This is a genomic window from Tardiphaga robiniae, from assembly GCF_001618955.1.
Classification (GTDB): Bacteria; Pseudomonadota; Alphaproteobacteria; order Rhizobiales; family Xanthobacteraceae; genus Tardiphaga; species Tardiphaga robiniae_A.
In genome coordinates, this window is the sequence record NZ_LVYV01000012.1 from 14,613 (window position 1) to 28,697 (window position 14,085).

At 62.5% G+C, this 14,085-nt stretch carries 14 protein-coding genes and 1 other RNA gene; 6 read left to right on the forward strand and 9 right to left on the reverse strand.

Features of this window, described 5'->3' with window-relative positions; all coding sequences use genetic code 11:
• Positions 1-93 precede the first annotated feature (93 nt).
• Positions 94-1,593: a phosphomannomutase/phosphoglucomutase gene (locus A4A58_RS13280; protein ID WP_068732750.1), complete on the forward strand. Its 1,500-nt coding sequence runs from the start codon at positions 94-96 to the stop codon at positions 1,591-1,593.
• A gap of 181 nt (positions 1,594-1,774) precedes the next feature.
• Here A4A58_RS13280 and A4A58_RS13285 read toward each other — a convergent pair whose 3' ends face one another.
• The 6 genes from A4A58_RS13285 to A4A58_RS13310 form a co-directional block, all read right to left on the reverse strand.
• The gene (locus A4A58_RS13285; protein ID WP_068732752.1) at positions 1,775-2,656 is read right to left on the reverse strand and encodes a LysR substrate-binding domain-containing protein; all 882 of its coding nucleotides are present in this window, start codon (positions 2,654-2,656) and stop codon (positions 1,775-1,777) included.
• 67 nt (positions 2,657-2,723) lie between these two features.
• The gene (locus A4A58_RS13290; protein WP_068732754.1) at positions 2,724-3,761 is read right to left on the reverse strand and encodes a YeiH family protein; all 1,038 of its coding nucleotides are present in this window, start codon (positions 3,759-3,761) and stop codon (positions 2,724-2,726) included.
• Between the two features lie 230 nt (positions 3,762-3,991).
• Positions 3,992-4,501: an Lrp/AsnC family transcriptional regulator gene (locus A4A58_RS13295; RefSeq protein WP_068732756.1), complete on the reverse strand. Its 510-nt coding sequence runs from the start codon at positions 4,499-4,501 to the stop codon at positions 3,992-3,994.
• A gap of 78 nt (positions 4,502-4,579) precedes the next feature.
• Positions 4,580-5,512, reverse strand: coding sequence for a sugar kinase (locus A4A58_RS13300; protein ID WP_068732758.1), 933 nt, complete (start codon positions 5,510-5,512; stop codon positions 4,580-4,582).
• Between the two features lie 18 nt (positions 5,513-5,530).
• Entirely contained in the window at positions 5,531-6,469 is a 939-nt protein-coding gene (gene nudC, locus A4A58_RS13305) for an NAD(+) diphosphatase (protein ID WP_068732760.1), read from the reverse strand.
• 5 nt (positions 6,470-6,474) lie between these two features.
• Complete coding sequence (locus tag A4A58_RS13310) at positions 6,475-6,897, reverse strand: HIT domain-containing protein (protein ID WP_068732762.1); 423 nt, start codon at positions 6,895-6,897, stop codon at positions 6,475-6,477.
• A gap of 180 nt (positions 6,898-7,077) precedes the next feature.
• On the opposite strand from A4A58_RS13310, the gene ffs reads away from it, so the two are divergent.
• The 3 genes from ffs (at position 7,078) to A4A58_RS13325 (ending at position 9,581) form a co-directional block, all read left to right on the forward strand.
• Positions 7,078-7,174, forward strand: an RNA gene (gene ffs / locus A4A58_RS13315) — signal recognition particle sRNA small type.
• 168 nt (positions 7,175-7,342) lie between these two features.
• Entirely contained in the window at positions 7,343-9,220 is a 1,878-nt protein-coding gene (locus A4A58_RS13320; protein ID WP_068732764.1) for a DNA polymerase III subunit gamma/tau, read from the forward strand.
• 40 nt (positions 9,221-9,260) lie between these two features.
• Entirely contained in the window at positions 9,261-9,581 is a 321-nt protein-coding gene (locus tag A4A58_RS13325; protein ID WP_068732766.1) for a YbaB/EbfC family nucleoid-associated protein, read from the forward strand.
• A 5-nt stretch (positions 9,582-9,586) separates the two neighbouring features.
• On the opposite strand, the gene A4A58_RS13330 is transcribed toward A4A58_RS13325, so the two are convergent.
• Positions 9,587-10,063 (reverse strand): hypothetical protein, encoded by a 477-nt coding sequence (locus tag A4A58_RS13330; protein ID WP_139069848.1) that lies wholly within the window; start codon positions 10,061-10,063, stop codon positions 9,587-9,589.
• Positions 10,064-10,153: 90 nt separating this feature from the next.
• On the opposite strand from A4A58_RS13330, the gene recR reads away from it, so the two are divergent.
• Positions 10,154-10,756: a recombination mediator RecR gene (gene recR, locus A4A58_RS13335; RefSeq protein WP_068732770.1), complete on the forward strand. Its 603-nt coding sequence runs from the start codon at positions 10,154-10,156 to the stop codon at positions 10,754-10,756.
• 16 nt (positions 10,757-10,772) lie between these two features.
• Positions 10,773-11,219, forward strand: coding sequence for a hypothetical protein (locus tag A4A58_RS13340; protein ID WP_068732772.1), 447 nt, complete (start codon positions 10,773-10,775; stop codon positions 11,217-11,219).
• Positions 11,220-11,230: 11 nt separating this feature from the next.
• Here the strand turns inward: A4A58_RS13340 and A4A58_RS13345 are convergent, their stop codons facing one another.
• Complete coding sequence (locus A4A58_RS13345) at positions 11,231-12,601, reverse strand: AmpG family muropeptide MFS transporter (RefSeq protein ID WP_068732773.1); 1,371 nt, start codon at positions 12,599-12,601, stop codon at positions 11,231-11,233.
• 40 nt (positions 12,602-12,641) lie between these two features.
• Entirely contained in the window at positions 12,642-13,856 is a 1,215-nt protein-coding gene (locus A4A58_RS13350) for a DNA recombination protein RmuC (RefSeq protein WP_068732776.1), read from the reverse strand.
• Between the last annotated feature and the right edge of the window lie 229 nt (positions 13,857-14,085).

Here is a 14,085-nt window from a genome sequence, read left to right on the forward strand (position 1 = left end):
ACTCGCATCCTTGAATACCCATGCGTCTTCCCACAGGCGTGCGCAAAGGCTAAGCCTGCGCAAGATTGATCCCAATTGATGCGAGGTTCTCCGATGTTTCCGAAGCCGAAGCCCTTGCTCGTGCCGAATACCTACGCTTACGAATCCGAGCCGATGGTAAAGGCGACGGGTTTTCGCGAATATGACGCGCGCTGGCTGTTCGGCAAGGAAATCAACCTGATGGGCATTCAGGCGCTGGGCATGGGGCTGGGTGCGCTGATTGCCGAACTTGGCCAGAAGCAGGAAATCGTCACCGGACACGATTTCCGCGGTTACTCCGCCTCGATCAAATATGCGCTGATGACGGGCCTGATGGCCGCCGGCTGCAAGGTCCATGACATCGGCCTCGCGGTAACGCCGATGGCCTATTTCGCGCAGTTCGATCTCGATGTGCCCTGTGTCGCCATGGTGACGGCCTCGCATAATGACAATGGCTGGACTGGCGTGAAGATGGGCGCCAGCAAGCCGCTGACCTTTGGCCCGGACGAGATGACTCGGCTGAAGGAAATCGTGCTCAATGCCGAGTTCAAGAACAAGGCCGGCGGCTCCTATCAATTCCACGAGAATTATCCGGCGCGCTATATCGCCGATCTCACCAATCGCCCGAAGCTGAAGCGCAAGCTGAAGGTCGTCGTGGCCTGCGGTAATGGCACCGCCGGTGCTTTCGCACCACAAGTGATGGAAGCGATCGGCTGCGAGGTGATTCCGCTGGATACCGAGCTCGATCACACATTTCCAAAATACAATCCGAATCCGGAAGACATGGAGATGCTGCACGCGATCCGCGATGCGGTGCTCGAACACAAGGCCGATGTCGGTCTCGGTTTTGACGGTGACGGCGATCGCTGCGGCGTTGTCGACAACGCCGGCGAGGAAATCTTCGCCGACAAGGTCGGCGTGATGCTCGCGCGTGACATGTCGGCGGTTCATAAGGACGCGACCTTCGTGGTCGACGTAAAGTCGACCGGCCTGTTCGTGACGGACCCGGTGCTGCAGAAGCAGAATGCCAAGACGACCTATTGGAAGACCGGCCACTCCTACATGAAGCGCCGCACCAATGAGCTGAAGGCGCTTGCGGGCTTCGAGAAGTCCGGCCACTTCTTCTTCAATGCGCCGGTGGGGCGCGGCTATGACGATGGCCTCGTCTCGGCGATTGCGATCTGCGAAATGATGGACCGCGCGCCGGGCAAGACCATGGCTGATCTCAAGGAGGCGCTGCCGAAGACCTGGTCGTCGCCGACCATGTCGCCGCATTGTGCCGACGAGACCAAATATGGCGTCGTCGCTGCGGTGGTGAAGCATTTCGAGGATGCGCAGAAGAAGGGCGACAAGGTCGCAGGACAATCGATCCGCGATCTCGTCACCGTCAACGGCGTGCGTGTCACCTGCGAGGACGGCAGCTGGGGCCTGGTGCGCGCATCATCGAACAAGCCGGAGCTGGTGGTCGTTGTCGAAAGCCCGATCTCCGAAGCGCGGATGCACGACATGTTCGAGGCCATGAATGTGGTCCTGCGGACGCATCCGGAAGTCGGTGCTTATAATCAGACGATTTAGCACTCTTCCTCGCGTGACAGCGCGTCCGATCTTCCCGTTGCGCGCGGACCTCTCCCCACGTCATGGCCGGGCTTGACCCGGCCATCCATCTTCCGTTCGCGCTTGCTCGTAAAGATGGATGCCCGGGTCAGGCCCGGGCATGACAGCGTTCCAGGTTGATGGTCGACGTGTAACGATTGACTCATCGCGCCCGCATCATCTCCGACATCTCCCTTGCCGCTTGTGTCACATAGCGCTCCTTGTGGCGCAGCTGGATGAAGCGCCGCGTCGGCAGCGAGGCCTTGATGGCTATGAGATCGCCGCTGCCGATCAAGGCGGCGGCAACCAGGCGCGAGATGATGCTCGCACCAGCGCCGGCCACGACGGCCGCGCAGACGGCTTCGTTCGACGGCAGCTCCATGGCAACGCGAATATGGTCGGGCGCGATTCCTGATTGGTCCAGCACCGATTGCGCGATGGCGCGCGTGCCGGAGCCGGCTTCACGCAGCACCCAGCCTGTCTCGGCGAACTGACCCGGCACGACAGTGTGTAGCTTCGCCCATGGATGCGATCGACCGACCACCAGCACAAGTTCGTCGTCGCCCACGGGCTGGGTCGCGAGCGCCGGATCGTCAACCGCGCCTTCAACGATGCCGAGATCGACTTCGCCATCGCGCACCCAGTCGGCCACCTGTTCGGTATTTCCGATGCGGAGGCTGAGGTCGATGCCGGGGAAGCGCTGGCGATAGCGCGCCATGACAGGCGGCAGAAAGTAGTTGCCGACGGTCTGGCTCGCGGCCAGCGCAAGGGAGCCGCGCGTCATGCCGGCCATATCGGTGAGCACGGTCGTCGCGGCGGCGGCGCGGGCCAGCACGGCCCGGGCTTCGATCAGAAAGGCGCGGCCAATCTCGGTCAACTCGATGCGGCGGCCGACACGGTGAAACAGCTGCGTCGCATAGCGCGTTTCCAGCGCCGCAATGGCGGCGCTGGTGGCGGATTGGGTGAGATGCAGACTCTCGGCAGCCCGCGTCATGTGCTCGTGTTCGGCGACGGCGACGAAGATCCGGAGCTGTTCGAGCGTCATGTGATCTCCGTCATAGCGTTTTCGAGCGAAGTGGATGCCGGTTCGCTGAGGAAAACGCATCAAAAAACTAAGTAGTCAGCTTCACCAGCATGAGGCTGAAGCTGGCAATGAACAGGAAGGCCGCGGCGCCGAGCAGCAGGGGGCGCAGGCCCTTGGCGCGGAGCTTCCGGATATTGGTTTCCAGTCCCATGGCGGCAAGTGCCATCGTGAGCAGGAAGGTCGTGACAGGGACGATCAGGCTTATCACCGCATGCGGAATGGCGACCAGGCTGTTGAGCACGACTACCGCGACGAAGCCGAAGGCAAACCAGGGCAGTAGCACGTTCGCGTTGCCGGCTCCGGCGCCGAATGTCCGAGCGCGGCGGGCGGCCAGCGCACCGAGTGCAATCACCACCGGCGCCAGCATCATCACGCGCGCGAGTTTCGCTACGGTGCCGAATTCGCCGGCCTCGCGGCTCTGCTGGAAGGCGGCCGCAACCACCTGCGCGATCTCGTGGATCGATGCGCCAGCCCAAAGCCCGAAATGATGCGGGTCGAGCTGCAGCACGCTACCGAGTAGCGGATAGACGAACATGGCGATCGAGCCAAAGATGGTGACGCAGGCGACCGCGTAGGCGACATCCTCATCGGACGCGCGGGTCACGGTGTTGGTGGCGATCACGGCGGAGGCGCCGCAGATCGATGTGCCTGCAGCGATCAGTTCGACCAGTCTGCGGTCGATGCCCATGGTGCGGCCGAGCCAGGTGGTGAAGACGAAGGTCGCAATGAGCGTCGCTGCGATCACCGCAAAGCCGGCGGCGCCAACCTCCAGCAACTGCGCCGCGGTGAGCTGCAGGCCGAGCAGGATGATGGCGAAGCGCAGGATGCTGCGCATGGAGAAGGTGATGCCGGCTTTGGCTGCGGCCGACGTGCCGGATGTGTTCTGGATCGCGATACCGATGCCGATGGCCAGGATCATCGGACTGGCGAAGCCGACATAGGGGATTTCACGCAAGGCGAATGCGGCGCCGCCGATTGCGCCGGTGAGCGCCAATCCGGGGAGAAGCGGGAGGCTGCGTGCAACAAGTGGGCTGGTGCGGTTGGCATCTTGGGCAAGAACGGTCATGGGCCAAACTCCGGTTTGGCCACATCCTCATGCCATTCGATCAATAAATCTAATTGATCGTTATTGTTGATTCAATCATATTTTACGATTGATCTGTCCCGTCGTCCCGGCGAAAGCCGGGACCCATAGCCCAGGTCGGCGTGGTTGCAACGATAAGGCCACCGCTGCAGGAGCTTTGCCCGTTCCCCAGCGTCTATGGGTTCCGGCTTTCGCCGGGACGACGTGGGTACTCACCCAGCCGGCATGGGCGGCACCGGCAGGGCCGTGACCGACTTGATCTTCTCCATGGCGAAGCGCGAGGTGACGTTCTTCAGGGCCACGGCACTGATCAGCTTTTTGTAGAAGATGTCGTAGCTCTGCATGTCGGCCACGACCACGCGCAGCATGTAGTCGACGTCGCCGGCCATCCGGTAGAATTCCATGACTTCGGGCATGGCGCTGACGGCATCGGCGAATTTCTTCAGCCAGGCGTCGGAATGGTCGCCGCTCTCCACCGAGACAAACACCGAGATACCCAGGCCGATCTTGTTTTGATCGACCAGCGCCACCCGGCGGAGGATCACGCCATCGGCCTCGAGGCGCTGGATGCGCTTCCAGCACGGTGTCGACGAAAGCCCCACGCGGTCACCGATCTCGGCCACCGACAGCGAGGCGTCTTCCTGCAGGACCGTCAGGATTTTGCGATCGATCGCATCGAGGCGGCGGGTGGATTCAAGGGGCTGGTCGGCGACATCGGTCATTGGAAGAACTTTGTTCTAATTATGGGGTCGCTTAACCTCATATATAGAACATTCTTCCAAGGCAAGCCCTGTCCTGCCTCAGTTAGGGGCACCGACCCTGGATTCTCTCAAAAGCTGTTCGACTTCAGCACGTTGCGGGCAGGCGAAAGCGCCGCCATAGCGGGTGCATTTCAGCGCTGCGGCGGCGGACGCGAAGCGCAGGGCCTCCGGTACCGACTTGCCGCCCGCGAATTCCAGCGCGAAGGCGCCATGGAAAATGTCGCCGGCGCCGAGGGTGTCCACGGTGTGAACGGGGAAGGCCGGGGTTTCCTTCGGATGTCCCTGCTCGTCGAGCCACAGGGTGCCCTTGGGGCCGCGGGTGACGGCAAGGAAGGACGAGGTCAGCGTCGCCATCTTCTGCAGCGCCTTGAGATTGTCGGTGATGCCGGCGGTCGATTGCAGCGCATCGTCCGAAAAGATCAGGTGTGACGAGGCGGTCAGCAGGCCCTCGCGCTGCGACAGCGTGCTGTCGATGTCGACGACGACGGGAATGCCGCGATGGCGTGCCTCGATGCAAAGCTCGGTGGCAAAGCCCGCGCAGCGGCTCTCGACCAGAATGGCGCTGCAGTCCTTCAGTAGCAGGTCGTGGTCGGGCAGCTTCACTTTCCAGAGTTCGGGATCGCGGAAGGTGACGATGGTGCGCTCGCCCGAAGGGTCGATCATGACCGCCGAGATCGGTGTCACCAGACCCGGCATGTGCACCAGATGCGCGGAGTCGATGCCTTCCTTGGCAAGATCGTCGAACAGAAACTGGTCGGCGGTCTCGTTCTTGTCACCCATCGGCCCGGTCATCGACGCCCGGCCACCCAGCCGGCTGACGCCGATGGCGGCGTTGAGCGCATTGCCGCCGATGATCTGGGCGAACCGTTGGGAAGGGAATTTCTGGCCGCGCCCGGGTACGGATTCGACGGCAAAGGTCAGGTCGCGAACCGGCAGGCCGATGCACAATACGTGGACAGGCTTGGCACTCATGAGAAATTCCCTGTGTAGTCAGGCTTGGTCGGGGTGCAGCCAGCGACCGAGCAGATGATGCGCGATGGCAAATGGATGCGGTCCCGCGAGCCCGTCGGGGTGCTCGCGTTTCCACATCAGCATCGCCTCGTCACGGTCAAACCACCGGGCGTCCTCAAGTTCCATTTTGTCGACGGTAATCTCGTCGCTGATGGCGCGCGCCGAACAGCCGATCATCAGCGATGACGGGTAGGGCCAGGGCTGCGTCATGTAATAGGTGACGTCGGTGCAGCGGATGCCGGATTCCTCGAAGATCTCGCGCTTCACCGCGTCCTCGATGGTCTCGGCCGCTTCGACGAAGCCGGCGAGGCAAGAATACATGCCCGGCGCAAACTGCTTCTGGCGGCCGAGCAGACACTTGTCGCCCTTCTCCACCAGCATGATGACGACCGGGTCGGTGCGCGGGAAGTGCTCGGTCTTGCAACTCGGGCAAACGCGCTTCCAGCCGCCTTCGGCCATTGAGGACTTGGCGCCGCAATTGGCGCAAAACCCGTGGCGCTGATGCCAGGAGACGAGCGACTTGGCCTGTGCAACCGCCGAGAGTTGTTCCGGCGGCACCATGCCCTGCATGGCCATGCCGCGGAGTTCGCTGACAACGACATCGTCGCGGGTCAGCAGCTTTTCGACGGCGGGTGCGCTGATGCCCATGCCGAATACGGCATCGCCATCACGCAGGCCGAGAAAGACGGTGCCGGGATTGGCGCCGAATTTCAGCGCCTCGTCGATGGTCAGCAGCGCGCGCTGGGCATCGCCATCCTTCTTCATGACCAGCGAGTCGCGGTAGATCACATAAGCGCGCGAGGAGCTTTTGCCCTCCAGCGCGAACAGTTTCTCGTCGCTGAAGCGCAGATGCGCGGCGCGATCGAGCGTGTTGGAGACGAAAGCCGGATGGCCGAGCGGAAACATGGTGCTTGTCATGATGGTTAACCGAGCCAGATCTTGCGGCGGAGTTCTGAGATGAAGCGCTGCACTTCGGCGGCGTCATGGGCGAGTGGCGGCATCACGCCCCAGATCGGCCGCGGCCAGGCGGCATCGGTCTTGCGGCGGGCGATGATGTGGACGTGCAACTGCGGCACCATGTTGCCGAGCGCTGCGACATTGAGTTTGTCGCATTTGGTGATCTCTTTGAGCGCGCGGCCGACGCGGTTGATCTCGGTCATCAACTGGCCCTGCGCGACTTCGTCGAGATCGATGATCTCGGTCGTGTCGGCGCGGCGTGGCACCAGCATCAGCCAGGGATAATGTGCGTCCTTGACGACCAGCACGCGGCTCAGGGGCAGATCGCCGATGTCGATGGTGTCTTGTTGCAGCTGCTCGTGCAGCGACCAGGAGGAGGGAGCGGCCATTCTGACTCTCGATTAAGGCGCACAGCGTCGCAGGAAGCGGCTGCGCAGACAACTCCCGTCATGGCCGGTTTTGCGCGTCTGGACCACGTTTTCTTGCGACTTTCCTGCGCAAAACTTGCGGCGGACTTGCGACACGCGCCGCGCTTGCTTTCCGACCATTTTGGCCCCAAATAAGCACCGGGAGATTGGCGGTGGACGAGCCACTCGCCAATCGGGTCAGGTCCGGAAGGAAGCAGCCCTAACGAGATCCGGATCGGGTCGCTCGTCAGTCTCCTACTGTTTTATCGAGCAAATTCAGCGTCCTGCTTGTGGTCGTTGGCTCGGTGGGCGCCTTGTTCGATGAGTGAGGCAGCATCGAAGGCCGGAACCTGTGTCCCGTTCCGCCTATGATGCGCCAGATGTTCCGCAAGCCGGCTTTACGAGACAACACATTGCGGATTCCTCGATGACCGACGCTGGCACGTCCCCTCCCGATGATCACCAGAGCGGTTTCGATATGGGCGCTGCCCCGGCGCCTGCTGCTACCACGCCCTATCGCGTGCTCGCGCGTAAATACCGCCCCGGCAGTTTCGACGATCTGATCGGCCAGGAAGCGCTGGTCCGCACCGTTTCCAATGCGTTCGAGACCGGCCGCATTCCGCAGGCGTGGATCCTTACCGGTGTCCGCGGTGTCGGAAAGACCACGACGGCGCGTATTCTCGCGCGCGCATTGAATTATGAAATGGCCGATGGCTCGGTCAAAGGCCCGACCATCCACATGCCGACGCCCGGCATCCATTGCCAGGCGATCATGGAAAGCCGGCATATCGACATTCTCGAAATGGATGCCGCGAGCCACACCGGCGTCGACGATGTCCGCCAGATCAATGACAGCGTGCGCTATGCGCCCTCCAGCGCGCGCTACAAGGTCTACATCATCGACGAAGTCCACATGCTGTCGACCGCCGCCTTCAACGCGTTCCTGAAGACGCTGGAAGAGCCGCCGGAACACGCCAAGTTCGTGTTCGCCACCACTGAAATCCGCAAGGTGCCGGTGACGGTGCTGTCGCGCTGCCAGCGCTTCGATCTGCGCCGCGTCGATGCCGACGTGCTGATGTCGCATCTGTCGAACATCGCCGGCAAGGAGAATGTCGAAGTCGAGCCGGAAGCGCTGGGCATCATCGCGCGCGCTGCCGAAGGTTCGGTGCGCGATTCACTGTCGCTGTTCGATCAGGCCATCGCGCACGCCGCGGGCACCGTGCGTGCCGATGCGGTCCGGCAGATGCTCGGCCTCGCCGATCGTACGCGGGTGATCGACCTGTTCGATTCGCTGGCGCGTGGCGACATCGCCAGCGCATTTAAGGAATTTCGCGAACAATACGACGTCGGCGCCGATCCGATCGTGGTGCTGAGCGATCTCGCCGAATTCGTCAATTTCGTCACCCGCGTGAAGATCGTGCCGGCGACCGCCGATAATGTCGCGTTCGGCGAGACCGAACGGCTGCGTGCGCGCGATTTCGCCTCGAAGCTCTCCATGCGCGTGCTGTCGCGGATGTGGCAGATGCTGCTCAAGGGCATCACCGAAGTGCAGGGCGCGACGCGTCCCGCCGCCGCCGCCGAGATGGTGCTGGTGCGTATCGCTTACGTCGCCGATCTGCCGACCCCGGACGAAGCGATTCGGATGCTCGACCAGAATGGCGGGGCGTCGCCGATGATCCCAACGAATGGTGGAGGCCGTGCCGCGCCATCATCCGCTCCGTCGGCATCCTTGCCGTCAGCGCAGATGCCCTCCGCCATGCCGACGATGTCAGCGGGCGTATCGCGCGGTCCGACCATGCAGCGCGGCGGTGCAGAACCATCGCCGCGGCCGCAAGTCGGCATGGCAGACGCGCCGCCCGCAGCGGTGCTGAAGATTTCCACGTTCCCTGAACTCGTCGCACTGGCCGGCGAGAAACGCGACCTGATGGTGCGCGGCGCGCTCGAAGCCGATGTGCGCCTGATCAGGATCGAGGACGGGCGGCTTGAGCTTGCGATGGAGCGTACGGCGTCGCGCACGTTGATCAACGATCTGTCGCGGAAGCTCGAACAGTGGACCGGCCGGCGTTGGGCCGTGATCGTGTCCAACGAGCAGGGACAGCCGACGTTGCGCGATCAGGAGCTCGAGCAGAAGAACGAGCGCCAGCGTGCGGCGGAAGCCGATCCGCGGGTCAAGGAAGTGCTGGCACGGTTTCCCCGCGCGAAAGTCGAGGTTCGTGTCATCGCCCCCGAGCCGCCGGAATTTAACGGCAGCGACAGCGACCTGATCAGCGATGATGCGACCGACGGCCTCAACGACGACGATTAATCGAACTGCGAAGGAAAACTCATGTTTTTGGAGAAAGTATATGGCTGATTTTCTCGGCATGATGAAACAGGCAGCGCAGCTGCAATCGAAGATGAAGGCGATGCAGGACGAGCTCGACCATGTCGAGGTCGAAGGTATTTCCGGTGGTGGCCTCGTGTCGGTGCGGATGACCGCGAAGACCGAAGTGAAGGCCGTGAAGATCGATCCGTCGCTGGTGAAAGCCGATGAGGTCGAGATACTGGAAGACCTGCTGGTCACCGCGCTGGGCGATGCGCGCCGCAAGGCGGAAGCTGCGATGCAAGAGAAGATGCAGGCGCTGACCGGCGGCCTCGGTCTGCCGCCGGGGATGGGCCTCGGCTAGTGAGGCTACTCACCGTGCTTCTGCGAGAGTGCTCTCGTCGATCCGCGTTTGACGCCGACGAATACCAGAATCGCAAATCCCGCTAGCAGTGAAACAAATCGAATCCAGTCGTCGAGATAGGACCAGTAACTCCAGTATCCCCATCCGACGCTTAGAATACCGCCAAGGATCAAACCTGTGCCGATGGCCTGGAAGGAAAGATAGGCGCCGATGAAAATGGCGGCGACTCCGAGCGGAGTCGATACGATGGCCAGAACGCGAGAAAATTGTCTGGCCGCTTCGGCGAATGCGTCCTGCCGCTGTCTCTGCTGTTCGGCATATTCTTTCCGCTCATCTGCCGTGGCGCCGGCTGGCGGAGCTGGTCTTAGCGTAACGAATGCTTGGTATTTTGGCGCTGGATGAAACGTAGCCACGCCGTAGTGAATGAGAAGTGGAAGAATGATAGCTATACCAAACCCGATCGCAATTTGACGCGCCAGCATCATAGCTCCCGCTCTGCTTTGCTTCTGATCAAGGCACCACTATGGGTGATACTTTTCGCCGATACAATCCTTACCTGGTGAGATGGCTATATGGCTGGCACTGCCGGACCTGAAATCGAAAGGCTGATTCAGCTGCTGGCGCGGCTGCCCGGGCTTGGCCCGCGCTCGGCCCGGCGTGCTGCGTTGCATCTGATCAAGAAGCGCGAGGCGCTGATGACGCCGCTGGCCGGCGCGCTGCAGGTGGCGATTGACCGCATCCAGGTCTGCAAGGTCTGCAGCAATATCGATACGCAGAATCCCTGCACGATCTGCACGGACCGGCGCCGCGATCCCTCGACCATCGTGGTGGTCGCCGATGTCGCGGACTTGTGGGCGCTGGAACGCGCACATGCGACGACGGGAAAATATCACGTGCTCGGCGCGACTTTGTCACCGCTCGACGGCGTCGGCCCGCAGGATCTGACCATCGACGCACTGGTGTCACGTGCGCATGATTCAGAGGTGAGCGAAATCATCCTGGCGCTGAATGCGACGGTTGATGGGCAAACGACAGCCCATTACATCACCGACCTGCTGCAGGAAGCCAATGTGAAGGTGACGCGGCTGGCCCATGGCGTGCCGGTTGGTGGTGAACTCGATTATCTCGACGAAGGCACGCTGTCGGCAGCAATGCGACAGCGGACGCTGTTTTAAGACTGGAAGAGCATTGATGACACGATACGACTTGAAGGCTTTGCCGACCTGGGCCGCTGCGATTTGTGTGGCCGGCCTGTTTGCGACGGCTGCCAGCGGCGCGACCGAAACGCCGGCTCCGCCAGCGACGCCGGTGGCACCGAAGACCATGAAGATCGGCGATGTGCTGACCGGGCAGCTCAATGCCATGCGCAGCCGCGACGCCAAGGGCAAGCGCACCAACGTGTATCAACTGGTCAGCGAGCCGCGCCGCCTGCCGGCCCCCGCCGGTCTGTGCAACCTCGAGACCGGCCCCGAGACCTTCGAGATCGTCGTTGCCAATGACGCTCAGGCTACGCAGCTGAAGAAGCTGGTCGGCAAGGAAGTGGCGCTCAAGGTTGCTGAAGTCACCTGCGCCGAACAGGCCGGGCAGATGAGCGAAGCGCTGGTGACGAAATGGAGCGTGGTGACGAAGCCGAACTGAGTTCGCTTCGGCTAAACCCGCACCGGCCCCAGCATTTCGAAATGTTTGCGGCGCTGCAGCCAGATCAGCAGGATCAGGCTCGGCACCGCGACGACCACGCTGATGGCGAAGAACATCGGCCATCCCGTCGCCTGCGCGACGTAACCTGCACCTGCCGACAGATAGGTCCGCCCCACTGCGGCGAGCGCCGTCAGCAGCGCATATTGCGTGGCGGTATGCAGCGGATTTCTGCAGAGCGCGGAGAGATAGGCGACGAAGATCACCGTGCCGATGGCACTTGTGAAGTTCTCGACCGAGATCGCGAGCGCCAGCGCCCATTGATTGACGCCGACGATGGCGAGCCACGAGAAGGCCAGATTGGATACCGCCTGCAGTACAGCGCCGATCCACAGGCTCGCCGCCAGCGAATAGCGCCGCGCCACGAAGCCGCCAGCGAAGCCGCCGATCAATGTGGCGGCAAGGCCGACGCCTTTGACGATGGCGGCATAGTCATTGCGGGTGAAGCCGAGGTCGATCACGAACGGCGCCGTCATGGTACCGGAAAACGCGTCTGTGAATTTGAACAGCACGACAAAGGCCAGCGCGGCCCAGGCATCCTTGCGGGTGAGAAATTCGGAGAACGCGCCGATCGCTGCCTGCAGCACGCGGTTGAAGGCGCTCTCGCCGCGTGTGGCCGCTTCGGCCTGCGCGGATTGCTCGGGCTCGGTGGCGGCCAGCGCCGTGACCGTGCCGATCAGCACCATCGCAGCCATCGCCACATAGCCCCACATCCACGCGGTGGAGCGCGCGATGCCGGTGCTTTCGAAGGCGCTGACCAGAAACAGCACACCGGCGGTGGAGATCAGCATGCCGATGCGATAGGCCGCGACGTAAGACGCCATGCCGGCGGCCTGTTCGCTCTCCGGCAGGCTTTCGACACGGAACGCATCGACGACGATGTCCTGCGTCGATGACATCGCGGCGACCAGCAGCGCACCAAGGGCGACAAACAGCGGCGAGCGCGCGGGGTCGGTCAGCGCCAGCAGCAGGATCGCACAGATCAGCAGCAGCTGTGAAAATACCAGCCAGCCACGGCGGCGGCCGAATCGCCGTGTGAAGAAGGGCACATGCAGCGCATCGACCAGCGGCGCCCAGAGGAATTTCAGCGTGTAGGGCGTGCCGACGAGGGCGAACAACCCGATGGTACCAAGATCGACGCCGGATTCGCGCATCCACACCAGCAGCGTCGAGCCGGACAGCGCGAGCGGCAGGCCCGACGATAGACCAAGCAGCAGCACGATCAGCACGCGCGGCTGCGTGTATACCGCCATGCTCTCACGCCAGGAGGCACGGGGCTTCAGGGCGGCGAGGGCGGCTTCGGACGAGTCAGGCGCGCTGGTCATGGGGAAGGGTTAGCAGATTCGGGAGGAAGCGGCCTGTGGCCTATTCCCCCGCCTGAATCTTGCGCGGTAGCGGCGCGAACATGTCGGGGGCCGCGGTCCTGGCGACCGCAGGGGCGACCTCGGTCGCTGGCTCGCTCTTGCTGAAATCCAGTTCCTCGATGCGGCCGGCGCGCTTCTCGATCTTGTCGGCGGAGATCAAAATCTGGCGGACGTCTTCATTGGCCTGCCCGAAATGTGTCTGCAGCTTCATCACGCGATCACGCAGGCGGGTGAGGTCGTCGCCCAGATTCAGTACCTCGGTGCGGATCTGATCGGCGGCATCGCGCATGCGCGCGTCCTTGAGGATCTGCTGCATCACCTGGATCGCTAGCATCAGCAGCGACGGCGACACCAGCACGACGCGGGCGCGATAGGCCTTCTGAATGATGTCGTCGAAGCCGTCATGGATTTCCGCATAAACGGATTCCGACGGCACGAACATCAGCGCGGTATCCTGCGTCTCGCCGGCGACGAGATATTTCTCCGCAATATCGGTGACGTGTTTCATCACGTCGGCGCGCAGCCGCTGCGCTGCGTATTTCTTCTCGTCGTCGCTGCGCGCGTCATGCAGCGCGGTAACGGCCTCCAGCGGGAATTTCGCGTCGATGCACAGCGGGCGCTGGTCCGGCAGGAAGATCACGCAATCCGGCCGTTTGCCGGACGACAACGTGTGCTGGAACGCATAAGCGCCGCTCGGCATGCCGTCCTTGACGATGCTTTCCATCCGCGCCTGACCGAAGGCGCCGCGTGACTGCTTGTTGGCGAGCACGTCGCGGAGCGTCGTCACCTGTGAGGTAAGGTCGGTGAGGTTCTTGTGGGCGTTGTCGATGATACCCAGGCGCTCATGCAGCGCGCTCAGGCTTTCCATGGTGTTGCGCGTGGTCTGTTCCATGGATTGGCCGACGCGATGGGTCACGGAATCCAGCCGCTCGGACACCGCGCGTGCCATATCGGCCTGACGGCCCGCCAAGGCCTGGCCCATGGCGTCGACGCGGCCGGTGGCCTCGTTCTGTGCCTTCAGCACCTCGCTGAGGCGTTCTTCCAGTTCGTCGGCGCGGATCGCCTGGGCCATGGCCATGGCGGCGCCGCGGCTACCGGAGCGAGCGATGACAATGGCGATGATGAGCAGCAAGGCCAGTGCCAGAGCGCCGAAGCCCATCAATGCCACGCCGGCGGTGACCGGCATGTCGCCGATCATGAAAAGGATTTCGTTCATCCCATCCTTGTAGCCGATTCGGGCAGTGACGCGAACGAAGAGGGAACATTTATAGTTAATAGATGATGAGCTTTCCTGGTTAGCCCATCCTTAAGAAACGTGGTTAGCGAAGCCTTAACCGGCATGGTTAACCTTGCCTTAATCTTCATGGTTAGCGGGGAGTTAACGCCCTTCAAAGTCCAGCTTTTCCAGCGGATTGACCCGGACCGGCGCGCAGATTAAATCGCCC

Bases quoted from the DNA above. Each gene is read 5' to 3' on its own strand.
- A4A58_RS13280 (WP_068732750.1), top strand. From the start codon at position 94: ATGTTTCCGAAGCCGAAGCCCTTGCTCGTGCCGAATACCTACGCTTAC.
- A4A58_RS13285 (WP_068732752.1), bottom strand. From the start codon at position 2,656: ATGACGCTCGAACAGCTCCGGATCTTCGTCGCCGTCGCCGAACACGAG.
- A4A58_RS13290 (WP_068732754.1), bottom strand. From the start codon at position 3,761: ATGACCGTTCTTGCCCAAGATGCCAACCGCACCAGCCCACTTGTTGCA.
- A4A58_RS13295 (WP_068732756.1), bottom strand. From the start codon at position 4,501: ATGACCGATGTCGCCGACCAGCCCCTTGAATCCACCCGCCGCCTCGAT.
- A4A58_RS13300 (WP_068732758.1), bottom strand. From the start codon at position 5,512: ATGAGTGCCAAGCCTGTCCACGTATTGTGCATCGGCCTGCCGGTTCGC.
- nudC (WP_068732760.1), bottom strand. From the start codon at position 6,469: ATGACAAGCACCATGTTTCCGCTCGGCCATCCGGCTTTCGTCTCCAAC.
- A4A58_RS13310 (WP_068732762.1), bottom strand. From the start codon at position 6,897: ATGGCCGCTCCCTCCTCCTGGTCGCTGCACGAGCAGCTGCAACAAGAC.
- A4A58_RS13320 (WP_068732764.1), top strand. From the start codon at position 7,343: ATGACCGACGCTGGCACGTCCCCTCCCGATGATCACCAGAGCGGTTTC.
- A4A58_RS13325 (WP_068732766.1), top strand. From the start codon at position 9,261: ATGGCTGATTTTCTCGGCATGATGAAACAGGCAGCGCAGCTGCAATCG.
- A4A58_RS13330 (WP_139069848.1), bottom strand. From the start codon at position 10,063: ATGCTGGCGCGTCAAATTGCGATCGGGTTTGGTATAGCTATCATTCTT.
- recR (WP_068732770.1), top strand. From the start codon at position 10,154: ATGGCTGGCACTGCCGGACCTGAAATCGAAAGGCTGATTCAGCTGCTG.
- A4A58_RS13340 (WP_068732772.1), top strand. From the start codon at position 10,773: ATGACACGATACGACTTGAAGGCTTTGCCGACCTGGGCCGCTGCGATT.
- A4A58_RS13345 (WP_068732773.1), bottom strand. From the start codon at position 12,601: ATGACCAGCGCGCCTGACTCGTCCGAAGCCGCCCTCGCCGCCCTGAAG.
- A4A58_RS13350 (WP_068732776.1), bottom strand. From the start codon at position 13,856: ATGAACGAAATCCTTTTCATGATCGGCGACATGCCGGTCACCGCCGGC.